The following is a 25,341-nucleotide window of genomic DNA, read 5'->3' as shown; positions in this document are numbered from 1 at the left end:
TGCCATGAAAATTCGTTCGCAAGTCGGCATGGTGCTGAACCTCGACAAATGCATCGGTTGCCACACCTGCTCCATCACCTGCAAGAACGTCTGGACCAGCCGCGAAGGCGTCGAGTACGCCTGGTTCAACAACGTCGAAACCAAGCCCGGCATCGGTTACCCGAAAGAGTGGGAGAACCAGGAGAAGTGGAAGGGCGGCTGGAAGCGTAACGCCGACGGCTCCATCGTTCCGCGCATCGGCGGCAAGTTCCGCGTGCTGGCGAACATCTTCGCCAACCCGGACCTGCCGGAGATCGATGACTACTACGAGCCCTTCGACTTCGACTACCAGCACCTGCACACCGCGCCCAAGGCCCAGCACCAGCCGGTCGCCCGTCCGCGCTCGCTGGTTTCCGGCCAGCGCATGCAGAAGATCGAGTGGGGCCCCAACTGGGAGGAAATCCTCGGCACCGAGTTCGCCAAGCGCCGCAAGGACAAGAACTTCGACCAGGTCCAGGCGGACATCTACGGTGAGTACGAAAACACCTTCATGATGTACCTGCCGCGCCTTTGCGAGCACTGCCTGAACCCGGCGTGCGTGGCCTCTTGCCCGAGCGGTGCGATCTACAAGCGCGAGGAAGACGGCATCGTCCTGATCGACCAGGACAAGTGCCGCGGCTGGCGCATGTGCATCAGCGGCTGCCCGTACAAGAAGATCTACTTCAACTGGAAGAGCGGCAAATCCGAGAAGTGCATCTTCTGCTACCCGCGCATCGAGGCCGGCCAGCCGACCGTCTGCTCGGAAACCTGCGTGGGCCGCATCCGCTACCTCGGCGTGCTGCTGTATGACGCCGACCGCATCCACGAAGTGGCCACCTGCGAGAACGAGCGCGAGCTGTACCAGAAGCAGCTGGAGATCTTCCTCGATCCGTTCGACCCGAAAGTGATCGAGCAGGCCCGCAAGGACGGCGTACCGGACAGCGTCATCGAGTCCGCACAGAAATCGCCGGTGTACAAGCTGGCCATGGACTGGAAGCTGGCCCTGCCGCTGCACCCGGAATACCGCACGCTGCCGATGGTCTGGTACGTGCCGCCGCTGTCGCCGATCCAGAACGCCGCCTCCGAAGGCCACATCGGCAACGATGGCGTGATCCCGGACGTCGAGTCCCTGCGCATTCCCGTGCAGTACCTGGCCAACCTGCTGACCGCTGGCGACACCGCCCCGGTGCTGCTGGCCCTCAAGCGCCTGCTGGCCATGCGTGCCTACAAGCGCTCCGAGCACGTGGAAGGCAAGCAGGACCTGGAAGTGCTGAAGAAGGTCGGCCTGACCGTGAACCAGGTGGAAGAGATGTATCGCTACCTGGCGATCGCCAACTACGAAGACCGCTTCGTCATCCCCACTGCGCACCGTGAAGAGGCGCTGTCGGATGCCTTCGCCGAGCGTTCGGGTTGTGGCTTCAGCTTCGGCAACGGTTGCTCCAGCAACTCCGGCGTGAACCTGTTCGGCGGCAAGGCCGTGGACAAGCGCAACGTCATCCAGACCGTGCAGATACAGGAGTGATCGATATGGACACTCATAGCCAACTGCTCAAGCTCAGCGCGCTGATGCTGGATTACCCGCGCGTCGAACTGCGCGAGGAAAGCCTGGCGCTGCATGCCCTGATCCGCACCTGCGACCTCTCGGAAAAGCAGCGCGACGGCCTCGCCGCGCTGCTCAACGAGCTGTGCAAGGGCGACATCCTCGACGTCCAGGCCCGTTACGACGGGCTGTTCGAGCGCGGTCGCTCGGTCTCCCTGCTGCTGTTCGAACACGTGCACGGCGAAAGCCGTGACCGTGGCCAGGCGATGGTCGACCTGATGGACCGCTACACCCAGGCGGGCCTGGTCATCGACGTCAACGAGCTGCCGGACTACCTGCCGCTGTACCTGGAGTTCCTCGCCCTGCAGGACGCCGAGTCGGCCCGTGTGGGCCTCGCCGAAGTCGCCCACATCCTCGCGCTGATCGCCCTGCGCCTGGAAGAGCGCGGCAGCAGCTACGCGGCGATCTTCAACAGCCTGCTGGAGCTGTCCGGCGAGCAGCCCGACCTCGGCGCGCTCAAGCGCGACCGTGAGCAGGAAGTGCGCGACGACAGCCTGGAAGCCATCGACAAGGCCTGGGAGGAAACCCCGGTGAGCTTTACCGAGCCCGCCGTCGGTTGCCCGTCCACCAGCGCCCGGCGGATTTCCTCCGCCGCAGAACAACCCATGCAGTGGGTCGCCCAGCCGGTGCCGCAGATGCAGTACCGGGCGGCCAGAGAAGGAGTCTGAACATGTCCCTCGATCTTCTAGCGTTCGGGATCTATCCCTACGTCGCGCTCGCCATCTGCCTGATCGGCAGCTGGGCGCGCTTCGACCTCTCGCAATACACCTGGAAAGCCGGCTCCAGCCAGATGCTGAGCAAGAAGGGCATGCGCGTTTACAGCAACCTGTTCCACGTCGGTGTGCTGTTCATCCTCGCCGGTCACTTCGTTGGCCTGCTGACCCCGCACTCGGTCTACGAGCACCTGATCAGCACCGAGCAGAAGCAACTGCTGGCGATGGTATCCGGCGGCTTTTTCGGCATCCTCTGCTTCATCGGCCTGACCGGCCTGATCCTGCGCCGCCTGACCAATGACCGTGTACGCGCCACAGGCAACGCGTCGGACCTGATGATCCTGCTGGTGCTCTATGTCCAGCTGATCCTCGGCCTGTCCACCATCGTCGCCTCCACCCATCACCTGGATGGTTCGGTGATGGTCATGCTGGCCAACTGGGCACAGTCCATCGTCACCTTCCAGCCGCTGGCCGCCGCCGAAGCGATCGCGCCGGTCTCGCTGGTCTACAAGCTGCACGTGACCCTCGGCCTGACCCTGTTCGTACTGTTCCCCTTCACCCGTCTGGTGCACATCGTCAGCGCCCCGGTGTGGTACTTCGGCCGCCGCTACCAGGTGGTCCGCACCAAGCGTCGCGCAGCGTGATGAAGCGGCGGATGACGCTGGCGCGCCGTTCGCCCCACCTGAAGCTCTTCCCCCTCTCCCTTCAGGGAGAGGGCAGGGGAGAGGGTTACCGGAGGTAAGCGAAATGAGTTGCTCCCACTACGAAGCCAAGGTCGAACACGTCGACCTGCCTGCCATCTCCGTCAACGGCGTCGCCATCGCCGAGGACGAACTGGCCCGCGAGCTGCAGTACCATCCCGCGTCCAGCCACGCCGAGGCGCTGTACTCCGCCTGCCGTGCGCTGGTGGTTCGCCAGCTGCTGGTGCAGCGCGCCGACGCGCTGGGTCTGGCGGCCGACGCGGAAGAGGGCGAGGCCCCGGAAGAAGCGCGCATCCGCGCCCTGATCGACCGTGAAGTCGGCGTGCCCGAAGCCGACGAGGCCAGCTGCCGCCAATGGTACGAAGCCAACCCCACCCGCCTGACCGCGCCCTGGCGCATGCGCCTGCGCCATGTGCTGCTGGGCTGCGCGCCGGACGACCTGGAAGGCCGCGCCAAGGCCCGCGAACAGGCCGAGGAACTGCTGGCCGAACTGCGTGAACACCCCGAGCGTTTCGCCGAGAAGGCGATGCGCTTCTCCGACTGCCCGTCCAAGGACGACGGCGGTGACCTGGGCTGGATCGAGCCGGGACAGACCGTCCCCGAGTTCGAGAAACGCCTGCTGCAACAGCAACCCGGCCTGCTCGGCCATCCGCTGGAAAGTCGCTACGGCCTGCATGTGGTCGAGCTGATCGAGCGCGATGGTGGCGAGCCGCTGGACTTCACCGAAGCGCGCCCGCGCATCGCCGCCTACCTGCGCGCCCAGGTTCTGCAGCGTGCGGTCAGCCAGTACATCAGCGTGCTGGCCGGCGAAGCGCAGATCGACGGCTTCGTCTTCGACGGAGCGGAGTCGCCGCTGGTGCAGTGAACCGGTTCCGGGCCCCTCTCTCCCAATTCCTCCCCCAGAGGAGAGAGGGGCTTCGGAAACGGCCATGAATTTCGGCTTTCACCGTGGATAGTGAAGGCCGGCCGGAGTGAAACACCATGTCCGAATGGATCGACGGCCAGGGTCGCAAGATCGACTACCTGCGCCTGTCCGTAACCGACCGCTGCGACTTTCGCTGCGTCTACTGCATGTCGGAGAACATGCGCTTCCTGCCGCGTCAGCAGGTGCTCACCCTGGAAGAGATCGAACGGGTAGCGCGCCTCTTCGTCGAGCGCGGCGTGAAGAAGCTGCGCCTCACCGGCGGCGAACCGCTGGTGCGCCCCGGCATCGTCCATCTCTGTGAACGCCTCGCGGCGCTGCCCGGCCTGCGCGAACTGTGCATGACCAGCAACGGCTCGCAGCTCAGCAAACTGGCCGGTGATCTGCATGCTGCCGGCCTGACCCGCCTGAACATCAGTCTCGATACCCTCGATGCGCAACGCTTCGCCGCCATCACCCGCACCGGGCGCCTGGAGCAGGTGCTGCGTGGCATAGACGCCGCCCAGCAAGCCGGGTTCGAGCACATCAAGCTGAACTGCGTGGTGATGAAGGGGCGCAACGCCGACGAAGTGCCGGCACTGGTGGATTACGCCATCGCCCACGGACTGGACATCAGCTTCATCGAGGAGATGCCGCTGGGCCAGGTCGGCCGCGAGCGCGAGGAGAGCTTCTGCTCCAGCGACGAGGTCCGCGCGTTGATCGCCGAGCAGCACGAGCTGCTGGATAGCGCCGAACACAGTGGCGGTCCGGCGCGCTACGTGCGCCTGGCGCAGCATCCGGGCACGCGCATCGGCTTCATTTCGCCGCACTCGCACAACTTCTGCTCCACCTGCAATCGCCTGCGCCTGACTGCCGAAGGCCGGCTGCTGCTGTGCCTGGGCCACGAGAACTCCCTGGACCTGCGCGGGCTGCTGCGCCGCCATCCGCTGCACGACGAACCCATCCTCGAAGCCCTGCGCGGCGCCCTGCAGCGCAAGCCGGCGCGCCACGAATTCACCGTCGGCGATGTGCAGGTGCTGCGCTTCATGAACCTCAGCGGCGGCTGAAACCGACCTCCCTCGGCGGGCCTCGCGCCCGCCTCTTGCCTTGCCTGCCTCCTTCACCGGCTGACGCCGATCAGCCCCCTCTCCCTCTGGGAGAGGGTTGGGGTGAGGGTATCCCTTGCTCCAGTCCTCCAAGCCCAACGCTTCTGCCAGGCAAAAGAAAAGCCCCTGCGACATGAGCGTATCGCGGGGGCTTCGGGCATCTGCCAAATGTATAACCGTGGAAGCTACGGTAAATCATGCGAAAGAATCGTTTCGAATCCTCCTCGGATCGCTTCGGAACGCTTCCAGACTAAGGCTGCAGTGCGCTGCGCCACATCCCTCCGAAGGAGTAGCGGCCCGGCCGCAAAGGAGAGTGCGCCGCCCTGCCGCAGTAGACCTCCGCACACCCGCAGGGCGGATAAAGCGGAACGCTGTATCCGCCGTCCCGGCGCCGATGGCCAAACGCGGCGGATAACGCTTGGGGCGTTATGCGCCCTACTGTCGCGACCGCGGCAGGGGCGATTGACGTTGTGTACTTTTTAGTCCAGATTGGATTTTAAGTTTACGCGCGCCCGCGCGTGGACGGACCAGAACAAGCCAGAACAAGAAGTCGTTCGCCTGGGTCAGGGCAAGGCAATGCCGCCGCAACCTCCCGCGTTGCGCCCCTGGACGAACCCAGACATGCCGTACTCACTGCCAGGACGTACCGGCCGGCGCTCGCCCCGGCGACCACACAACGGAGTTCATCGATGAATCGCAAAGCCCTGCTGGGCGGCCTGATGCTGGCCGCCTTCGCCACCTTCTCCCACGCCGACGACAAGCCGCTGCGCATCGGCATCGAAGCCGCCTACCCGCCCTTCGCCTACAAGACCCCGGAAGGCGGCATCGCCGGCTTCGACTACGACATCGGCAATGCGCTGTGCGAAGAGATGAAGCGCAAGTGCCAGTGGGTCGAGCAGGAATACGACGGCCTGATCCCCTCGTTGAAAGTGCGCAAGATCGACGCCGCACTGTCCTCCATCACCATCACCGAAGAGCGCAAGCACTCGGTGGACTTCACCCACAAGTACTACTTCACCCCGGGCCGCCTGGTGATGAAGGAAGGCTCGCAGCTGGACGAGCAGTTCAGCCAGCTCAAGGGCAAGAACATCGGCGTGCAGCGCGGCTCCACGGCTGACCGCTTCGCCACCGAGGTACTGGGCAAGGCCGGCGCCAACGTGGTGCGCTACACCAGCCAGGACGAGATCTACCTGGACCTGCTGGCGGGCCGCCTGGACGGTACCTTTGCCGACTCCATCCCGCTGGAGATCGGTTTCCTGGAAACCCCGCGCGGCAAGGGCTTCGCCTTCATCGGGCCGGAGTTCAAGGACCCGAAATACTTCGGCGAGGGCGCTGGTATTGCAGTGCGCAAGGGCAACACCGAGCTGGTCGGCCAGCTCAACGCCGCCATCGACGCGCTGCGCGCCAATGGCAAGTACAAGGCCATCGAGGGCAAGTACTTCAAGAGCGATATCTACGGCGATTGATCCTCCGCCGAGTCATGGAAAAGGCCGCCTTCGGGCGGCCTTTTACTTTGCGTAGGATCGAGGGGGATGCCCAGTCCTTGCTCGCAATCCGCCTGACACGGTATTTCCCCGTGGGAGCGGACTTCCCATCTCCACCGAAATCGCGGCGGAGCACGAACGTAGGATGGGGTGGAGCGAAGCGATACCCATCAATTCCCGTGCACCGTCAGCATGGGTATCGCTGCGCTCCACCCATCCTACGCAAGTGTTCGCCGGGGAAGTCGGAGTCAGGGCTTACTGCTCAGACCTCCTCCTTCAACTCCTTCAGGTGCTTGTACACCGTCGCGCGGCCCATGTTCAGGACGTTGGCCACGTAGTTCGCCGCGCTCTTGCCCTTGAACGCGCCCTCGGCATGCAGCGCCAGGACCAGTTCGCGCTTGTGGTCGCGGCTGAGGGTGGAGAGGCTCAGCTGGCGCTGCTGCAGCCAGCCGTGCAGGAAGGTGTTGATGCGCTCCTGCCAGTCGTCGCGGAACAGCGCGTCCGGTTGCGGGATGACCTTGCTGGAGGAGAGGAACAGGTCGAGCGCCGCCTTGGCGGTCTCGAACAGGGTGATGTTGAGGTTGATGCACAACACCGCCAGGGGTTCGCCCTTGCCGTCGCGCAGCACGGTGCTGATGGAGCGGATCTTCTGGCCGTCCCAGTTGAGTTTCTCGTAGGGACCGATGTTGCGCTCCTCGCTGCCGCCTTCGAGCATGTCTTCCAGCGCCGAGTCGTCGCCGATCTCGCGTTTGGAGATGTTATTCGCCAGGTAGGCCACGCGCTGGTTGCGCAGGTCGTGGATGACCACTTCGGCGTGGGGGAAGAACAGCGCGGCGATGGCGTCGGCGATGGCCTTGTAGTTGTCCAGCGGATCAGCGGCGGTCATGGGCAAGGCTCTCGGGGCGATTAGGCGGGCGATGGCACGGGCGCTGGCGAGTGTGCCGCAAGCGCCCGCAGGCTGTCACGAACGACGGCTCACTCGGCCAGCAGGCGCGCCGGGGACAGCATTTCGGCGGTGAGGCCATGGCGGGTGAGGTGCTCGGGCAGGGCCTCGCGGCGGATCAGCGCGGCGCTGGCCTCGCCCATCGCCGCCGAGGTCTGGATGCCATAGCCGCCTTGCCCTGCGACCCAGTACAGGCCGGGTGTGGCCGGGTCATAGCCGGACACCAGGTCGCCATCGGCGAAGAACGAACGCAGGCCCGCCCAGGTGTGGCTCGGGCGGCGGATGCTGAGGGTGGTGTGCTCCTCGATCTGGTAGATGCCCAGGGCGATGTCCAGCTCTTCGGGCTGCACGTCGTGGGGCTCCACCGGGTCGGCGTTGGCCGGCGAGCCGAGCAGCATGCCGGCATCGGGCTTGAAGTAGAAGGATTCATCCAGGCTCACCAGCACCGGCCAGGCGTGGCTGTCGACACCCTCCGGCGGGCTGAACAGGAAGGCGGCGCGACGCTTGGGCGTGAGGCCCAGGGGAGTGGCGCCGGCCAGTTCGGCGATCTTGTCGGACCAGCTGCCAGCGGCGTTGACCAGCACCGGCGCTCGGTAGGTCTGCTGTGCGCAGCGTACTTCCCAGGCGTCGTCGATGCGACTGATCTCCAGGGCTTCGCTGTCCAGCTGCACGCTGCCGCCGTTGCGTCGGATGCCGCGCAGATAGCCCTGCAGCAGGCCGTCGGTGTCGATATCGGCGGCGCTGGGGTCGAGCATCGCACCGTGGACTTTCTCGCGGCGCAGCACCGGGACGATGGCGCAGGCTTCGTCGGCATCCAGCAGGCGCATTTCCGGCACGCTGTCGCGGGCGCTGGCGAACTGGCGCTGGAGCTCTTCCGCGTTGCCTTCGAAGTCCACGGTCATCTCCCCGCGCGGGGTGAGGATCGGGTGTTCGGCGAAGCCCTCGGGCGGGTTGTCGAAGAAGGCGCGGCTGGCGGCGGTGAGGGCGCGCACCTGCGGCGTGCCATAGGCGACGGTGTAGAGCGCTGCCGAGCGGCCGGTGGAGTGGTAGCCGGCGTGGGACTCGCGCTCCAGCACGGCGACCTTGCCGTGGCGGGAGAGGAAATAGCCGGTGGAGGCGCCGGCGATGCCGCCGCCAATGATGAGGAAGTCGACTTCGATCATGTTCGTCTCCGGCTCAGGCGTTCTTGTGTTGCAGATGGTAGAGCGCATTGGCCAGGGCGACGTCTTCCAGGCCCAGGCCGATGGAGCGGAAGAAGGCGTGGCGCTGGTAGTCCGGTTTGCCGGCCTGGCCGCTGACCAGTTCCGGCAGGTCGCCACGGATGGCACCGTCCCAGCCGTGCTCGTCGCGTGCCAGGCGCATCTCGCCGGCGGACGCCGGGGTGGTGGCGCGGTAGTCGCAGTACACGTCCATCTGCGCCAGCGACTGCGGAGGCACTTCGTGGGCGCGGGCGACGTTGGTGCTGATGGAGGTGATCAGCGCCGGCTTGGTCAGGATCGCCGGATCGAGCACCGGGGTGCCGGAGGAGGTGCACAGCAGCACCACGTCGGCGTCGGCCACGGCGGCTTCGACACTGGTGGCCGGTTCGGCGCGGGAATCGATGGCGCCGAACTGGGCCAGTACGCCGGCGCTCAGGTTCGGCGAGTAGACGCGGATGCTCTGCCAGTCACGCAGGCCGGCCGCGTAGCGCAGGTGTGCACGGGCGACCGGGCCGCTGCCGACGATGGCCAGTCGCCTGGCGTCCGGGCGGGCGAGCTCCTGCACCGCCAGGGCGGTGGTGGCGGCGGTGCGCGCGGTGGTCAGGCTGCCGGCGTCGCACAGCAGCAGCGGCTGGCCGCTGTCCATGGACATCAGCAGGCTCCACGCGGTGACCAGCGACTTGGGCTGGCGCACGATGTACGGCGATGTCTTCACGCCGTAGACCTTCTGCGAGGCCAGCACGCCCAGGTAGTTGATGAAGTCGCCACCGCCGTTGGGGAACTCCACCAGTTGCTGTGCCGGCTGCACGGCGCTGCCAGCGGCCAGCTCGACGAACATGTCGCGCATCGCCTGGAGCACGTCGACCTGTGCCAGCAGGCGTTCGGCGTCAGCCTGGTTGAGGGTGAAGGGCGTGGCGGCGGACATGGTGAGACTCCAGGTGTGGATTTATTTTTCCATTCTGGACTCGATTGTCTTGATCGGCAAGGGTAGGTGGTCGGGTGGTGTATGCGTTTTCGCGGGGCTCAAGCCGGTAGTGCTGGCCTGTAGGAGCGCCCCATGGGCCCGCTCCTACAGGGAATGACGCAACTTACAGCTTGAACTGCGCCACCAGTTCTTCCTGGCTGCCGGCCACGCGGCGCAGGTGCTCGCCGCAGTCGCGGGTGTGCGCGGCGGTCTTGCGGTTTTCCACGGTCATGTCGCTCAGGCGGTGCATGTGCTGGTTCACTTCCTGGGTCGTGGCGGCCTGCTGTTCGGCGGCGGCGGCGATCTGGAAGGCCATGGCATGCACGCCCTGCAGCGAATCATCCAGCGCGCCGAGGGCTTCCAGCACGGCCTGGGTGTCCTGCTCCAGGGTATGGGCCTGTTCGCTGGCGCCAGTCATGCTCGACTGCGCCTGGACGGAGGAGTCGCCCAGGCTGCCGACGATGGCGACGATCTCGTCGGTGGCGCTGCGGGTGCGCTGGGCCAGGCTGCGCACCTCGTCGGCGACCACGGCGAACCCCCGACCCGCCTCACCGGCGCGGGCGGCTTCGATGGCGGCGTTGAGGGCGAGCAGGTTGGTCTGTTCGGCGATGGAGCGGATCACGTCCAGCACCGAGCCGATCTGCTGGCTCTCGCCGGCCAGGGTCTGCACCACGCCATCGGCCTGGCGCAGGCCGACCAGCAGTTGGTCCTGGCGGCCGATCATGTGTTGCAGGGTGCCCTGCATGGCGACGAAGGCTTGTCGCGCGGCGGCGCTGCCGTCTGCACTGCGGCTGGCGCTGCCGGCGATTTCCTGCACGGTGGCGGCCATCTGGTCGACGGCACTGACCACCATTTCCAGCGCTTCCTGCTGCTGGTCGAGGTGATGGCTGGTGCGCCCGGCGGCGTCGAGGATGTCGCCGCTGGCGTCACCCACGGCCTCGCTGGCCTGGCGCAGACGCTCGACCACCTGGCGCCAGGCCGTGGTCATCTCGCGCAGGGCCTGCATCAGGCCGCTGCTGGCGCTGGCGTCGTCGCTCAGGCGCAGCTCGCCGCTGGCCAGGCGCTGGGCCAGGGCGGCCATGCTGGCCGGCTCGCCACCCAGCGGGCGCATCACGCTGCGGCTGACCAGCCAGGTGCCGGCGGCGACGCCGAGCAGGGTCAGCACGCCGAGCACGAGGATCTGCCACATCAGCTTGCGCACCGGGGCGAAGGCCTGGTCCTGGTCCATTTCCGCCACCAGCGCCCAGTGCAGGCCGTCCAGGTTCAGCGGGACGAAGGACTTGAGCGCCGGCTCGTTGCTCAGGCCCGTCTCGGAAAGACGACCCTGCTCGCCGGCCAGGGCTTTCTCGATGGCCTGGCCGGGCAGGGCGGTGGGGCTTTCCTTGTCGCGGCGTACGTGGTGATCGGCAAAGCGCACCGAGTCCGAGCGCAGGCTGCCGTCGCCGCCGACCAGGTAGGTCTCGCCGTCGTCGCCCAGGCCCTGGCGGTTCTGCATCACTTCGTTGATCGAGGCGAGCGGCAGTTCCAGCACCAGCAGCAGTTGCAGCTTGCCATTGTCCTTGATCGGCGCGGCCAGCCATTGCACCGGCTGCTGGTCGTTGGGCGCCTGCTCCAGGTCGCTGATGCTGGCCTTGCCGCTGTCCAGCGCCTTGCGGATGAACTGGCCGAACGGCGTGTCGCGCCACTGCGGATCGCCGATGTTCTGCTGGTAGTCGACGCCACGGCCGAGGCTGAACACCACCTTGCCGTCGCCGGCCACCAGACGCAGTTCGCGGTAGCCGAAGGTCTTGATGAAGTTCTCGAACACCGGGCGGTCGTAGTTGGCGGTGGTCACCAGGGACTCGCTGTCCAGGCCCGCGTAGTTACTGCCCAGGTTGGTGGCGAGGCTGCTGAGCTGGTCGTTACGGGCCTTCCAGGCGTCCATCAACTGCCGCTGCTTGATGCTGGCGACCGCCTCCAGGGCGTTCAGGCTTTGTTCTTCGAGGGCACGGCTGGCCTGGAGATAGACCACGATGGCCATCACCAGCACGGGGATCAGGCCGACCGAGAGGAAACTCAGAGCAAGTTTGGCGCGCAAGGGCATGGGAGGATTCCGACGAGTTCTTGGAATTGTTCTCGCGTGCTTTGCAAGAAGCGTGCGAATTTTTTTACGTCTGTAAATAAAACTGAGCAGAAACGGCCGGGGGCAGGCCTATTGCGCGGGTAATGGCGCGTGGCCATTGTTTGCGGGGGGATGCCGTACGGTCGTCCCAGCGGGTCCGGCAGGAGGAATGGCAGGCTCTAGGAAGGGGAATTCGTCACCCGCGGTAACGCCGGTGGAAACAAAAAAGGCGAAGCCATGTGGCTTCGCCTTCTTCTGGTGCAACAAGCGATCAGTGCTTGCGCGGTACCGGCTTGAGCAGCTCGGTGGGCGGCATTTCGCAGTTGATCTTGCGGCCCAGCAGTTCCTCGATCGGCGGCAGGGCGAAGGCATCGTCCTCGCCAGCGAAGCTGATGGAGGTGCCGGTGCTGCCGGCGCGGCCGGTACGGCCGATGCGGTGCACGTAGTCGTCCGGGTCTTCGGGCAGGGTGAAGTTGATCACGTGGCTGATGCCGTCGACGTGGATGCCGCGGCCGGCGACGTCGGTGGCGACCAGGACGCGGATCTTGCCTTCACGGAAGCCTTCCAGGACCTTGATGCGCTTGTGCTGCGGCACGTCGCCGGACATCTGGGCGGCGCTGATGCCGTCCTTGGTCAGGCGTTCCTCGATGCGACGCACCTCGTCCTTGCGGTTGGCGAAGACCATCACGCGGGTCCAGTCGTTCTGCGCGATCAGGTTGTACAGCAGCTTGTACTTGTCGCTGCCGGCAACGGCATAGACGTGCTGCTCGACGGTATCGCTGGCGACGTTTTCCGGCTCGATCTCGACGATGGCCGGGTCGACGGTCCACTGCTTGGCCAGGTTCATCACGTCGTCGGTGAAGGTGGCGGAGAACAGCAGGGTCTGGCGCTCGCCCTTGTACGGGGTCTGGCGGATGATCTGGCGGACCTGCGGGATGAAGCCCATGTCGAGCATGCGGTCGGCTTCGTCCAGCACCATCACCTCGACCATGTCCAGGTGCACCTCGCCGCGCTGGTTGAAGTCCAGCAGGCGGCCGGGGGTGGCGACCAGGATGTCGCAGAAGCGCGATTCCAGGGTCTTGAGCTGCTTGTCGAAGTCCATGCCGCCGACGAAGCTCATGACATTCAGGCCGGTGTACTTGGCCAGGCCGAGGGCGTCGTTGGCGATCTGCACCACCAGCTCGCGGGTCGGCGCGATGATCAGCGCACGCGGCTCGCCCATGTAGCGCTCTTTGGGCGGCGGGGTCTGCAGCAGCTGGGTGATGATCGAGATGAGGAACGCGGCGGTCTTGCCGGTGCCGGTCTGGGCGCGGCCGATGGCGTCCTGGCCACGCAGGGTGAAGCCCAGTACCTGTGCCTGGATCGGCGTGCAGTATGGGAAGCCCAGGTCATGGATGGCGTGCATCAGGCGCGGGTCGAGGTTGAAGTCGTGGAAGCGCGTCTTGCCTTCGGCCGGCTCGACCACGAAGTCTTCCAGCTTCCAGTTGTCCACCACCGGCGGGCGCGGCTTGCGCTCGCGGCGCGGTTTCGGCTCGCGGGGCTTGTCGGCACCCTCGGCCTTGGCATGCTCGTGCTTCGGCGCGTGCTCGCGTTTTTCGCCGCGTTCGCCTTTGTCGGAACGCTCGGCGCGGGGTTTGTCGCTCTTCGGACCGCGGGCCGGCTTCTCGCCGTTGTCGCCTTCGGGGCGCGGATTGCGCGGTTTGCGCGGACGCTTTTCGCCGCTCGGGGCGGGCTGGGAGGCAGCGGGTGCGGGGGCTGCCGGCGTGGTGACGGGCTGCTCGCCATCACCCTTGCTGAAGATTTTCTTGAGTGCTTTGAGCACGTTGGTCTCGTACTGGTTAAGGAATGAACGGCCGCCAGTGTAATGCAAGATGCCCGCAGGGCGAAGTGCCACGGGCATTCTGCCTATTGACTTGGGCTACGGAAGGTTCTCCAGCAGCAGCCGGCGGACGTTTCCGCCCATGATGGCGGCGATGTCCCGGTCGCTGAAGCCGGCTTTCGCCAGGCCTTGCGTCAGTTGCGCGAGGCCGGTGGTGTCGAAGGGTGCATTCACCGCGCCGTCGAAGTCCGAACCCAGCGCCACGTGCTCGACGCCTACCTTGTCGGCGGCGTAGCGCATGGCCTTGACGATGGCCTCCACCGAGGTTTCGCAGACCGCGCCGTCCCAGTAACCGATGCCGATCACCCCACCCGTGTTGGCGATGCCGCGCAGGTGGGCGTCGGTCAGGTTGCGCGGGCCGGGGCAGGTACCGGCGACGCCGGTGTGGGAAACGATCACCGGGCGCCTGGCAATGGCCAGCACGTCGTCGATCAATGGACGCGAGGCGTGGGCCAGGTCGATCAGCATTTTCCTGTCTTCCAGGCGCGGAATGACTTCGCGGCCGAAAGCGGTCAGGCCGCCTTTCTTCAGGCCGTGGGCGGAGCCGCCGACTTCGTTGTCGAAGAAATGGGTCAGCCCCATGATGCGGAAGCCCGCGTCGTACATGCGGTCGATGTTCCCGAGCTTGCCTTCGAGCGGGTGCAGGCCTTCGGTGGCGAGCACGGCGGCGAGCTGCTTCGGGTCTTTCTGCCAGGCCGCGAGGTAGCGGGTGAGGTCGTCGCGGCTGCGCACCAGGGTGAGCTTGCCCTGGCTGTCGGCGGCGGCCTTGTCCAGCAGTTCGCCCTGGTAGAGCGCGCGTTCGAGCAGGCTGTTCCAGGTGCGTGCCGGCCAGCGCTGGGCAATGACCAGCGGGGTGATGTTGTCGCTGTCGGCGCTGTTGCTTTCGTAGTTCAGGCCGCGCGGGGTCTTGGTGACGGTGGAGAACACTTGCAGGCCGACATGACCTTCGAGCAGACGCGGCAGGTCGGTGTGGCCGTGGTCGTGGCGGTCCAGCAGGTTGCGGTCCCAGAGCAGGGCGTCGTCGTGCAGGTCGGCGACGAACAGGGTCTGGTGCAGCGCCTGGGCCTGCGGCGAGGCGGGGTAGGGCGGCGGGCTGGCCACGGTGTTCATCTTGCGGTCCATGTAGCCCGGCAGGTTGAAGAAGATCCCCAGGCCAACGGCCAGCAGGACGAGCAGGATGATCAGCAGTTTGCGCATGTCAGCTTCCCAGCTTTGTTATTGGTTTTCTTGCTGGGGCGCAATCTAACAGAAGGGCAGGTGAAGGGAAGCGGCCTCAGCCGCAGAGGCAGTTGCGGCCCTTCTGCTTGGCCTGGTAGAGGGCGCCGTCTGCCCGCAGGATCAGGCTCGGCAGGTTTTCCTGGATGTCCATCTCGGCCAGCCCCAGGGACACGGTGACGCCGGGCAGCACGCCCACCGGCGAGTAGAAGGAGGCGACCTGCTCCAGGCTCTGACGCAGGCGATTGCCGATCCGCCGGGCTTCATCGATGGCGATTTCCGGCAGCAGGATGACGAACTCCTCGCCGCCATAGCGCGCCATGCTGTCCTTGGGCCGCAGCTGGCTGCGCAGTGTATGGGCGACCAGGCACAGCGCGTAGTCGCCGGCCAGGTGGCCGTGCTCGTCGTTGTAGTTCTTGAAGTGGTCGACATCGAGCATGAGCATGCACATGGGTTGCTCGTTGAAGGCACAGCGCGTGCTCTCGCGGTCGTAGATGTGCTCCAGCCAGCGCCGGTTGAACAGCCCGGTGAGGGTGTCGATGTTGGCGTTCTGCTCGGTGTCGAGAATGATCCGGTTGCCTTCGCGCACCCGCTCGCAAAGCACCGAGAGAAGGTTCTGCATCACCTGCGGGGAGTGCTCGAACAGGCCGATCAGCGCTTCGCGGTGCAGACGCAGGACGGTGGTCGGTTCGCTGGCTACGACATAGGCCGAAGGATGGTCGCTGTCGATGAAACTGATCTCGCCGGCGCAGTCACCCGGATGCAGGGTGCTCACCGGCTGGTTGTCCAGCGACCCCAGGTACACCGTCAGGTGCCCGGAGAGGACCATATAAAGGAAGTGATTGCGGTTGAAGGGCGACAGCAGGATTTCGCCGCGCTCCAGTTCGCAGGCGCGGAAATCCTTGAGCAGCTGCTGCAGGTTGGCCGCGGCCACGTTCTGGAACAGGCGCAAGTGCTGGAGTTGGCGGATGTCCTCTTTCCACTGCGCGGCTTTCATGGCGCGGCGGACGTCGGGTAGCGGCTGATGATGTGCACGACTGACTCTCCCTGTAGTCCTCTTCGCACATTGAGCCATCAGTATTAGTCAGATTTGACTACTGGCAATTCGCATCCAGACCCGGCCGACCGGCGGTCGGCCGGGTGTTTCATCAGTGTTCCAGCAGCTCCACGTGCACCGCGTAACCGCCCAGACGGTCGGCCAGGGCGGCGCGTGAGTCTAGGTCGAGGTCGCCAACGAAAAGACGCGCTTTCTGACCAAAGCGGTCATCGGCAATCACCTCGATGCGCGGTGCCGGGGACAGGTGCCGGGTCTCGTCCTCGAGCACGCGACGAATGGCATCCAGGCGCAGCGCCGGCTTGAAGGTCTTGCCCACCGCGGTGACCGGGATGGCGTCCAGCAGCCAGACGTCCTTGGGCACCGCGGCGCGCTCGGGCACATGCTGCGCGGCGTGCTCCAGCAGTTCCGCTTCGCTCGCCTGCATGCCCGGCTTGAGCTGGATGTACACCACCGGCAGCTCGCCGGCCTTCAGGCACGGCTTGCCCACGGCGGCGGCCATGGCCACGGCGGGGTGGCGGTGCAGGGCTTCCTCGATCATCTGCGGGTCGATGTTGTGCCCGCCCCGGATGATCAGGTCCTTGCTGCGGCCGGTGAGCCAGATGTAGCCGTCGGCGTCGATGCGGCCCAGGTCGCCGGTGTTGAACCAGTCGCCGTCGACCCAGATGTCCTTGTTCTTGCTGGCCTGCAGGTAGCCCTTGAAGACGGTGGGGCCGCGCAGGCAGATGTTGCCGATCTCGTCCACGGCCGCGTCGCGCAGGTACTGGCCGTCGCCGTCGAGGACCACCGATTTCAGCTCGCAGTAGGGCAGGCGCAGGCCGATGGAGCCGGGCCGACGCTCGCCGCCGCGCGGGTTGCAGCTGGTACCGCAGGTGCCTTCGGTCATGCCGTAGCCTTCGATGACCTTCAGGCCGGTCTTCGCCTCGAACTGGCGGATCAGCTCTACCGGCATGGGCGCCGCGCCGCACAGGGCGAAGCGCAGGCTGGAGAGGTCGCGACCCTCGCTGGGCACCTGCAGCAGGGCGGCGTAGATGGTCGGCACGCCGCTGAAGCTGGTGACCTTGTAGCGCTCCACCAGTTTCCAGAAGTCCTGGATCAGCGTCGGGTTGCGATAGCCCTGGGTACCGGCGAGCAGTACCTCGCCGCCGCGCATGAAGGGCGCAAGGCCGGTGACCATCACGCCGTTGACGTGGAACAGCGGCAGGCCGCAGAGCAGCACGTCGTTGCCGTCGTAGTCGGAGTTCAGGCCCATGATCTCGGCCATCGCCACTTCGTTGAAATGGCTGTGCGGCGCAAGCTTGGGCGTGCCGGTGGTGCCGCCGGTGTGGAAGTAGGAAGCGACTTCGTCCGGGCCGATCACCCGGCCGCTTTCCAGGTGGTCCGCCGGGCACTGGGCGAGCAGTTCGTCGAAGTCCAGCACGCCTTCGGGCAGCGCGTCGCGAGCGGCCTTGATCGCCGAGCGCTGTGGCTCGGGCAGCAGGTTGGCGATGTCGACGGTGACGATGGCGTTCAATTCCGGCAGGTGCTCGCGCAGGCCGGCGACCTTGTTCCAGAGATCGGTGCCCGGGAAGGGCGCCAGGGTCACCAGCACGCGCGAATCGGCGGCGCGCACCAGTTCGGCGATGTGCTCGGGATCGAGCAGCGGGTTGATCGCGTTGACGATCCCCGCCGCTTCGCCGCCCCAGATCACGTAGTGGGTCTGCGGCAGGTTGGGAAGCAGGAACGACACCGCGGTGCCCGGCCGCACGCCAAGGCGGTGGAAGGCATTCGCCGCCTGGGTGACGCGGGCGAACAGCTGCTCGTAGCTGACCTTGACCGGTTCCTCCGCCGCCGAACCCTGCAGCAGGAAGCTCAGGGCGGTGGACGGGCCATACTGCTGCGCCGAACGGCGTAGCAGTTCATAGGTGTTGGGCGGCAGGTCGCGGTCTTGCAGGGGGACCTGTTCCAGGGCTTCGACGTCACGCAGGCTGCTGATCGGGGCGTTCATGCTTCTTCTTGTTCTCCGCAGGGTCAGGGGATCACAGGCGTTCCCGCAGCCAGGCGCCGATATCGCCAAGTTCCTCGTTGCTCACTTCGTGGCTCATCGGGTAGGTGCGCCACTGGGCGGGCACCTCGTTGGCCTGCAGGAAGTCGTAGGCGGCGCGGCCCATGGCCGGCGTCACCACGTCATCGAAAGTGCCATGCAGGCAGAGGGCGGACAGTTGTCTTTTTGTAGCGGGCAGCTTTATGTCGTCACTGAATGTCGGGCCATAGGTGGAGAGGGCCATGACCCCGCCCAGTTCGCCGTCCCAGCGCAGGTAGCCGGTGTGCAGCACCACCGCGCCGCCCTGGGAGAAGCCGGCAAGGATGATGCGTCCGGGCGCGATGCCCTGGTCGATCTGCCCCTGGATCAGCGCGATCACGCTGTCGGCCGAGGCTTCCAGCTGCGCGTCGTCGATGGCGCGGGCCGGGGCCATGGCGAGGATGTCGTACCAGCTGGGCGCGGGCATGCCGTTGAACACGGTGACCGGGCGGGTCGGCGCCTGGGGCAGGATGAAGCGTGTCGAGGTGAAGCTGCGCTGCAGCATCTGTGCTACCGGCTCGAAGTCGTAACGGTCGGCGCCCAGGCCGTGCAACCAAATGACGCAGGAGTCGGCGCTCTGGCCGGGTTCGAGGATCAGGGGCTGGGTCATGGAGGCTCCAGGATGGGGCAGGCGCTCTAGGAAGGGGCGCTGCGTGGGAAAAAGGGAGGAAGGGCGATGCAAGAAGATGTCGCATGGCCATAACTTGTGGGACTTGACTGCACGAATTTGCACGAACGTTCCTAGGCTGGTACGCCCCTTGCTATCGCTACTGGCAGGCTGTGCGGCCCCACTTCCGGTAACACTCTACCGACCCCATCCGGAAAGCTGTACCGGAAGTGGTGCCGCGACAACCTTGGGCTGCTTCAGGGCCCGCCGCGCCGGCTGCGGTCAACAGCCGGCGCGGCGGGCCTTCGCCTTCACGCAATGATCCCTTGATGACCCGTTCCAGCGTGCAAGACCTGCGCGCTCGAAGGTGTGTTCGCGGCCTGGCGAAGGAAATTTCGCAAGCCGTCTAGACTCACTTTCAGGTCTCCATCCCGTTTGTTGTCTTGCTGGTGCCTCACGAGGGTACGGCGGTGGAACCGGGACTCCAAAACACTAAAAAAGCAACGGAGAAGATCGATGAAGATGGTGAAATCCACCCTGGCAGTGCTGACCACCGCCGCCGTGTTCGGCATCAGCGGCCTCGCGCATGCCGGCGCCACCCTGGATGCAGTGAAGAAGAAAGGCTACGTGCAGTGCGGTATCAGTGACGGTCTTCCCGGCTTCTCGTATGCCGACGCCAAGGGCCAGTACAAGGGCATCGACGTGGATGTCTGCCGCGCCGTGGCGGCGGCCGTGTTCGGCGACTCGACCAAGGTCAAGTACAGCCCGCTGACGGCCAAGGAGCGCTTCACCGCGCTGCAGTCCGGCGAGATCGACATCCTCTCGCGCAACACCACCTGGACCAGCTCCCGCGACAGCGCGATGGGCCTGAACTTCGTCGGCGTGACCTACTACGACGGCCAGGGCTTCCTGGTGAACAAGAAGCTCGGCGTCTCCAGCGCCAAGGAACTCGACGGCGCCACCGTGTGCATCCAGGCCGGCACCACCACCGAGCTCAACCTGTCCGACTATTTCCGCTCCAACAACCTCAAGTACACCCCCATCACCTACGACACCTCCGACGAGAGCGCCAAGTCGCTGGAGTCCGGCCGTTGCGACGTGCTGACCTCCGACCAGTCGCAGCTCTATGCCCAGCGCATCAAGCTGGCGGCGCCGGATGACTACGTGGTGCTGCCCGAAGTGATCTCCAAGGAGCCCCTCGGCCCGGCCGTGCGCCAGGGTGACGAGGAGTGGTTCGACATCGCCCGCTGGACGCTCTTCGCGATGCTCAACGCCGAGGAACTGGGTATCAACTCGAAGAACGTCGAGGAACAGGCCAAGAGCACCAAGAACCCGGACGTCGCGCGCCTGCTCGGCGCCGAGGGTGATTACGGCAAGGACCTCAAGCTGCCCAAGGACTGGGCGGTACAGATCGTCAAGCAAGTGGGTAACTACGGCGAGATCTTCGACCGCAACGTCGGTGACGGCAGCGACCTGAAGATCAAGCGTGGCCTCAACGCCCAGTGGAACAAGGGTGGTCTGCAGTACGCACCGCCGGTGCGCTGACCTGACCCGCTCCGGCGCCCGGAGTGTGGGCGCCGGACTGTTTCGAACGACGTGAAGCCTCCGGGTGGTCACGGGCTTGGCCCGTGGTCGCCCGGCGCGCTTCCGAGAGGGCTTACATGCAGAATTCCGTCAAGGCCCAGCGTCCGCGGGGGGTATCGCTCAACGATCCCGTCGTGCGCGGCTGGGCATTCCAGGTCATCGCCGTCATCTTCGTCGTGGCGGTTGGCTGGTTCCTCTTCGACAACACCCAGACCAACCTCGCCCACCGTGGCATCCAGTCCGGTTTCGGCTTCCTCGACCACAGCGCCGGCTTCGGCATCTCCCAGCACCTGATCGACTACAGCGAAAGCGACACCTACGGACGGGTGTTCATGGTCGGCCTGCTGAACACGCTGCTGGTCACGGTGATCGGCATCGTCTTCGCCACCATCCTTGGCTTCATCCTCGGCGTGGCGCGGTTGTCGCCCAACTGGCTGATCCGCAAGCTGGCGACCCTGTACATCGAGACCTTCCGCAACATCCCGCCGCTGCTGCAGATATTCTTCTGGTACTTCGCCGTGCTCGGCCCGCTGCCGAACCCGCGGCAGAGCATCAGCTTCGGCGACCTGTTCTTCATCAACAACCGCGGCCTGCAGATGCCCGCGCCGATCGCCGCCGACGGCCTCGGCCCGTTCATCGTCGCGGTGATCCTGGCCATCGTCGGCTGGGCGGTGATCTGGAAGTGGGCCAAGGCCCGTCGCCATGCCACTGGCAAGGCCTTCCCGGTGTTCCTCAGTGGACTGGCGTTGCTGGTCGTGCTGCCGGGGCTGGTGTCGCTGGTGGCCGGCGCGCCGTTCCACTGGGACATGCCGGTGCTGCAGGGCTTCAACTTCCGTGGCGGCTGGGTGGTGATCCCGGAGCTGGTGTCCATCGTGCTCGCGCTGTCGGTCTACACCGCCGCCTTCATCGGCGAGACGGTGCGCGCCGGCATCCAGGCGGTGAGCCACGGCCAGACCGAGGCCGCCGGCTCCCTGGGCCTGCGCCCGGGGCAGACGCTGCGCCTGGTAGTCATCCCGCAGGCGCTGCGGGTGATCATTCCGCCGCTGACCAGCCAGTACCTGAACCTGGCGAAGAACTCCTCGCTGGCCGCCGCCATCGGCTACCCGGACATGGTCTCGCTGTTCGCCGGCACGGTGCTCAACCAGACCGGCCAGGCTATCGAGACCATGGCCATCACCATGAGCGTGTACCTGGCCATCAGCATCAGCATTTCGCTGCTGATGAACTGGTACAACAAGCACATCGCGCTGGTCGAGCGGTAAGGGGATATCCATGACAACTCATACCTTCAAGCCCGACCTGCCGCCCCCCGCGCGCAGCGTCGGCGTGCTCGCCTGGCTGCGCGGCAACCTGTTCTCCAGCTGGTTCAACACCCTGCTGACGCTGGTCGGCCTCTACCTGGTCTGGCTGATCCTGCCGCCGCTGCTGGAGTGGGCGATCATCAAGGCCGACTGGACCGGCGCCACCCGTGCCGACTGCTCCCGCGAGGGCGCTTGCTGGGTGTTCATCGGCTCGCGCTTCGGCCAGTTCATGTATGGCTTCTACCCCGAGGAACTGCGCTGGCGGGTGGACCTCACCGTGCTGTTCGTGGTGTTCGGCGCGGCGCCGCTGTTCCTCAAGCGCTTTGCGTACAAGGTGAAGTACGGCCTGGGCTTCCTTGTGGCGCTGCCGATCGTGGCCTACTGGCTGCTGCACGGCGGCTTCCTCGGCCTGGAAAGCGTGCCGACCAGCGCCTGGGGCGGGCTGATGCTCACCGTGGTGATCGCTGCGGTCGGCATCTGCGGGGCGATGCCGCTGGGCATCCTGCTGGCGCTCGGGCGGCGTTCGAAGATGCCGGCGATCAAGGTCATCTGTGTCACCACCATCGAGTTCTGGCGCGGCGTGCCGCTGATCACCGTGCTGTTCATGTCCTCGGTGATGCTGCCGCTGTTCCTGCCCGAGGGGATGAACCTGGACAAGCTGCTGCGCGCGATGGTGATGGTGGTGCTGTTCGAGGCCGCGTACATCGCCGAGGTGGTGCGCGGCGGCATGCAGGCCATTCCGAAAGGTCAGTACGAAGCCGCGGCCGCCATGGGCCTGGGCTACTGGCGGACCATGGGCCTGGTGATCCTGCCGCAGGCGCTCAAGCTGGTGATCCCCGGCATCGTCAACACCTTTATCGCGCTGTTCAAGGACACGAGCCTGGTGATCATCATCGGCCTGTTCGACTTCCTCAATAGCATCAAGCGCGCCACCGCGGACCCGGCCTGGCTGGGCATGGCCACCGAAGGCTATGTGTTCGCCGCGGTCGTCTACTGGATTTTCTGTTTCGGCATGTCCCGCTACTCCATGCACCTGGAGCACAAGCTGGACACGGGCCACAAGCGTTAGGAGCGATTCATCATGTCTGAAGCCACCAACAAGACCGCACAGCCGGCCATCGGCGATCACGTGATGATCACCATGAAGGGTGTGAACAAGTGGTACGGCCAGTTCCATGTGCTCAAGGACATCAACCTGGAGGTCAAGCAAGGCGAGCGCATCGTGCTCTGCGGGCCGTCCGGCTCGGGCAAGTCCACCACCATCCGCTGCATCAACCGCCTGGAGGAACACCAACAGGGCAGCATCGTGGTCGATGGCACCGAGCTGACCAACGACCTCAAGCAGATCGAGGCGATCCGCAGCGAAGTCGGCATGGTGTTCCAGCACTTCAACCTGTTCCCGCACCTGACCGTGCTGCAGAACTGCATCCTGGCGCCCATGTGGGTGCGCAAGATGCCCAAGCGCCAGGCTGAGGAAGTCGCCATGCATTACCTGGAGCGCGTGCGCATCCCGGAGCAGGCCAACAAGTTCCCCGGCCAGCTCTCCGGCGGTCAGCAGCAGCGGGTGGCGATCGCCCGCGCGCTGTGCATGAAGCCGAAGATCATGCTGTTCGACGAACCCACCTCGGCTCTCGATCCGGAAATGGTCAAGGAGGTGCTCGACACCATGATCGGCCTGGCGCAGAGCGGCATGACCATGCTCTGCGTGACCCACGAGATGGGCTTTGCACGCACCGTGGCGAACCGGGTGATCTTCATGGACAAGGGCGAGATCGTCGAGCAGGCGCCGCCGGACCAGTTCTTCGACAACCCGCAGTCGGACCGCACCAAGCTGTTCCTCAGCCAGATCCTGCACTGATATCCGAACCTGCCCCTCTCCTTGGGGAGAGGGGCAGGTGATTGCTTGCAACGCTCGTCTCCCCCGATGGCAAGCCAGCGCCGCAACGGCGTATGCTGCCGATTCCACCGCAACAAGGTGCGCATCGGGAAAACCGGCTGAACTCGGCCGCCCCATCGGTGTTCCCATGTGCAGTGGTTTGCCAGGGATGGGCTACCGTTTCAGGTAGCTCCCCTGCATCCGCCGTCCAAAGGAAGAGAGCCGACGTGAACCTGATCCTATCGCCATTGAACCTCAGCAAAGCCAAGGCCTGGGGCGCCCACGCGGTGACCTCCAGCGGTGTCATCCTAGCGCTGCTCGCGCTTCTCGCGCTGGTCGACAACAAGCCGCAGGCCTGCCTGCTGTGGCTGGGTGCGGCCTTGCTGGTGGACGGCCTGGACGGCACCCTGGCGCGCAAGTTCGACGTCAAGGCGGTGCTGCCGCACTTCGATGGCTCCACCCTGGACCTGGTGATCGACTACCTCACCTACGTCTTCATCCCCGCGATCTTCATCTACCGCTACGTGCCGCTGCCGGTGCACACCGAACTGCTGGCGGTGGGGGTGATCCTGGTGTCCTCGCTGTTCTGCTTCTGCAACGTCAACATGAAGAGCAAGGACAACTACTTCGTCGGCTTCCCGGCCGCCTGGAACGTGGTGGCGGTGTACTTCTTCGTGCTCGACCTGAACCCCTGGGTGAGCTTCGTCACCGTGCTGGTGCTGGCCGCGCTGACCCTGACCCGCATGAAGTTCCTGCACCCCTTCCGCGTACGCCAGTTCATGCCGCTGAACATCGCCGTGACCTTCGTCTGGATGCTCAGCAGCGCGCTGCTGATCCTCCAGCACCCGGTGGACCAGCCCTGGCTGCTCGGCCTTTGGTTCGTGGCTTCGGCCTACTTCGTCGGCGTCTGTGTGTGGCGCACGGCCATGGAGTGGTTCAACTGACCGAGCCGGAATCGCGGTTTGCTTCCACGTAGGATGGTGTGGAGCGAAGCGATACCCATCGATACCCATGCATCCAGCAGCATGGGTATCGCAAGCTCCACCCTTCCTACGTTCCTGCACCTCTCAGACGTCTTACGCCTGCCGCCCCATCAGCCGCTGCCGGAAAGCCCCCGGCGTCTCCCCGCACACCTGCTTGAACAAGCGCGCGAAGCTTGCCCGGTCTGCATAGCCGACATCGCTGGCGATGCGCTCCAGCGAACGCCCCGGATCACCCAGTGCCTCCTGCGCCGAGGCGATGCGCAGGCGTTGCACGTAATCGTTCGGCGACATCCCGACCTGCTCGCGGAAGCGCCTCAACAGCGTGCGTGTGGAGCAGTGCACGCGCTGCGCCAGGCTGGCGAGGTCGAAGGGCTGCGCGTAGTTGTCTTCCAGCCAGGCCAGCAGCGGCTCCAGTGGCGAGCCGGCGGGCAGCGGGTCGGGCAGCAGCGGGGTGAAGCGCCGCTGGCGGCCGCGCCCGTGCTCGAACACCAGGGTCGCCGCCGCGCGCCGCGCCAGTGCGGCGCCGGCATGACGCTCGATCAGGTACAGGCACAGGTCCAGCCCGGCCTGGGCGCCGCCGGAGCAGAGCCGGCCGTGGTCGTCGGTGCACAGGGCGTCGATGTCCAGCCGCACCTGGGGATAGCGTTCGCGGAAGGCCGCTTCCAGCGCCCAGTGCGTGGTGGCGCGGCGCTCGTCGAGCACGCCGGCTTCAGCCAGCAGGAAGGCGCTGCTGCACAGGCTGCCCAGCTGCACGCTGGCGGGGGCGCGGCGTAACCAGGCGAGCAGCGGCTGATTGGCAGCGAAGGTGGTGTCGATATCCGCGCCGGTGGCGGGAATCAGCAGCAGGTCGCAGCGCGCGGCGAGGTCGAGCCCGCCTTCCACTTCCACACGGCCGAAGGGCAGCGCCACTGGGCTGCCGTCGGCGCTGACCCGCAGCACCTCGAAGCGTCGTTCGCCGGCCAGACGGTTGGCGAGGTGAAAACTGTCCATGGCCAGGCCAAGGCTGGAACACAGGGTTTGCGGGCAGACGAACAGGGCTATCCTGAACAT

At 65.8% G+C, this 25,341-nt stretch carries 21 protein-coding genes; 11 read left to right on the top strand and 10 right to left on the bottom strand.

Going from position 1 to position 25,341, the window contains the following annotated elements:
• Positions 1-4 precede the first annotated feature (4 nt).
• The 6 genes from narH (at position 5) to aotJ (ending at position 6,505) form a co-directional block, all read left to right on the top strand.
• Positions 5-1,540, top strand: a complete 1,536-nt coding sequence (gene narH / locus IB261_RS23920) for a nitrate reductase subunit beta (RefSeq protein ID WP_151188179.1) — start codon at positions 5-7, stop codon at positions 1,538-1,540.
• Between the two features lie 5 nt (positions 1,541-1,545).
• Positions 1,546-2,286 (top strand): nitrate reductase molybdenum cofactor assembly chaperone, encoded by a 741-nt coding sequence (narJ, locus tag IB261_RS23915; RefSeq protein WP_151188178.1) that lies wholly within the window; start codon positions 1,546-1,548, stop codon positions 2,284-2,286.
• 2 nt (positions 2,287-2,288) lie between these two features.
• A complete protein-coding gene (gene narI, locus IB261_RS23910; RefSeq protein WP_081516133.1) occupies positions 2,289-2,975 on the top strand; it encodes a respiratory nitrate reductase subunit gamma in 687 nt (228 codons plus the stop codon).
• Between the two features lie 103 nt (positions 2,976-3,078).
• On the top strand, positions 3,079-3,897 hold the full coding sequence (locus tag IB261_RS23905; protein WP_192209824.1) for a peptidylprolyl isomerase: 819 nt from the start codon (positions 3,079-3,081) through the stop codon (positions 3,895-3,897).
• 116 nt (positions 3,898-4,013) lie between these two features.
• Entirely contained in the window at positions 4,014-5,000 is a 987-nt protein-coding gene (gene moaA / locus IB261_RS23900; RefSeq protein ID WP_151188176.1) for a GTP 3',8-cyclase MoaA, read from the top strand.
• 728 nt (positions 5,001-5,728) lie between these two features.
• Positions 5,729-6,505, top strand: a complete 777-nt coding sequence (gene aotJ, locus IB261_RS23895) for an L-arginine-binding protein AotJ (RefSeq protein WP_081516127.1) — start codon at positions 5,729-5,731, stop codon at positions 6,503-6,505.
• Between the two features lie 280 nt (positions 6,506-6,785).
• Here the strand turns inward: aotJ and IB261_RS23890 are convergent, their stop codons facing one another.
• The 9 genes from IB261_RS23890 to IB261_RS23850 form a co-directional block, all read right to left on the bottom strand.
• Positions 6,786-7,409, bottom strand: a complete 624-nt coding sequence (locus IB261_RS23890; RefSeq protein WP_081516125.1) for a helix-turn-helix transcriptional regulator — start codon at positions 7,407-7,409, stop codon at positions 6,786-6,788.
• Between the two features lie 89 nt (positions 7,410-7,498).
• A complete protein-coding gene (locus IB261_RS23885) occupies positions 7,499-8,629 on the bottom strand; it encodes an NAD(P)/FAD-dependent oxidoreductase (protein ID WP_192381014.1) in 1,131 nt (376 codons plus the stop codon).
• A gap of 13 nt (positions 8,630-8,642) precedes the next feature.
• Positions 8,643-9,590 carry an ornithine cyclodeaminase family protein gene (locus IB261_RS23880; protein ID WP_192381015.1) on the bottom strand — a complete coding sequence of 316 codons (948 nt, stop codon included), beginning with the start codon at positions 9,588-9,590 and terminating at the stop codon, positions 8,643-8,645.
• Between the two features lie 163 nt (positions 9,591-9,753).
• Positions 9,754-11,712 (bottom strand): methyl-accepting chemotaxis protein, encoded by a 1,959-nt coding sequence (locus tag IB261_RS23875; RefSeq protein ID WP_192381016.1) that lies wholly within the window; start codon positions 11,710-11,712, stop codon positions 9,754-9,756.
• A gap of 289 nt (positions 11,713-12,001) precedes the next feature.
• Positions 12,002-13,552: an ATP-dependent RNA helicase RhlB gene (gene rhlB, locus IB261_RS23870; protein WP_081516436.1), complete on the bottom strand. Its 1,551-nt coding sequence runs from the start codon at positions 13,550-13,552 to the stop codon at positions 12,002-12,004.
• Positions 13,553-13,648: 96 nt separating this feature from the next.
• Positions 13,649-14,806, bottom strand: coding sequence for a dipeptidase (locus IB261_RS23865; RefSeq protein WP_151188171.1), 1,158 nt, complete (start codon positions 14,804-14,806; stop codon positions 13,649-13,651).
• Between the two features lie 76 nt (positions 14,807-14,882).
• A complete protein-coding gene (locus IB261_RS23860; RefSeq protein ID WP_081516115.1) occupies positions 14,883-15,821 on the bottom strand; it encodes a GGDEF domain-containing protein in 939 nt (312 codons plus the stop codon).
• Positions 15,822-15,972: 151 nt separating this feature from the next.
• Positions 15,973-17,865 carry an acyl-CoA synthetase gene (locus IB261_RS23855; RefSeq protein WP_081516113.1) on the bottom strand — a complete coding sequence of 631 codons (1,893 nt, stop codon included), beginning with the start codon at positions 17,863-17,865 and terminating at the stop codon, positions 15,973-15,975.
• A 31-nt stretch (positions 17,866-17,896) separates the two neighbouring features.
• Complete coding sequence (locus IB261_RS23850; RefSeq protein WP_192223972.1) at positions 17,897-18,550, bottom strand: alpha/beta hydrolase; 654 nt, start codon at positions 18,548-18,550, stop codon at positions 17,897-17,899.
• Positions 18,551-19,063: 513 nt separating this feature from the next.
• Here IB261_RS23850 and IB261_RS23845 point away from each other — a divergent pair.
• The 5 genes from IB261_RS23845 to pcsA all read left to right on the top strand — a co-directional run bounded on the left by IB261_RS23845 (position 19,064) and on the right by pcsA (position 24,252).
• Positions 19,064-20,092 (top strand): amino acid ABC transporter substrate-binding protein, encoded by a 1,029-nt coding sequence (locus IB261_RS23845; protein ID WP_081516109.1) that lies wholly within the window; start codon positions 19,064-19,066, stop codon positions 20,090-20,092.
• Between the two features lie 116 nt (positions 20,093-20,208).
• A complete protein-coding gene (locus tag IB261_RS23840; RefSeq protein WP_081516107.1) occupies positions 20,209-21,393 on the top strand; it encodes an amino acid ABC transporter permease in 1,185 nt (394 codons plus the stop codon).
• A gap of 10 nt (positions 21,394-21,403) precedes the next feature.
• Positions 21,404-22,501 carry an amino acid ABC transporter permease gene (locus tag IB261_RS23835; protein WP_081516105.1) on the top strand — a complete coding sequence of 366 codons (1,098 nt, stop codon included), beginning with the start codon at positions 21,404-21,406 and terminating at the stop codon, positions 22,499-22,501.
• Positions 22,502-22,513: 12 nt separating this feature from the next.
• Positions 22,514-23,290: an amino acid ABC transporter ATP-binding protein gene (locus IB261_RS23830; protein ID WP_024767156.1), complete on the top strand. Its 777-nt coding sequence runs from the start codon at positions 22,514-22,516 to the stop codon at positions 23,288-23,290.
• A 245-nt stretch (positions 23,291-23,535) separates the two neighbouring features.
• A complete protein-coding gene (gene pcsA, locus IB261_RS23825) occupies positions 23,536-24,252 on the top strand; it encodes a phosphatidylcholine synthase (RefSeq protein ID WP_138216157.1) in 717 nt (238 codons plus the stop codon).
• 132 nt (positions 24,253-24,384) lie between these two features.
• Here pcsA and IB261_RS23820 read toward each other — a convergent pair whose 3' ends face one another.
• Entirely contained in the window at positions 24,385-25,341 is a 957-nt protein-coding gene (locus IB261_RS23820) for a GlxA family transcriptional regulator (protein ID WP_192381017.1), read from the bottom strand.

Origin of the sequence: Pseudomonas sp. PDM20, assembly GCF_014852575.3 — a bacterium.
In the GTDB taxonomy this organism is placed as follows: Bacteria; Pseudomonadota; Gammaproteobacteria; order Pseudomonadales; family Pseudomonadaceae; genus Pseudomonas.
This window is presented reverse-complemented; position numbering and strand designations above follow the sequence as displayed.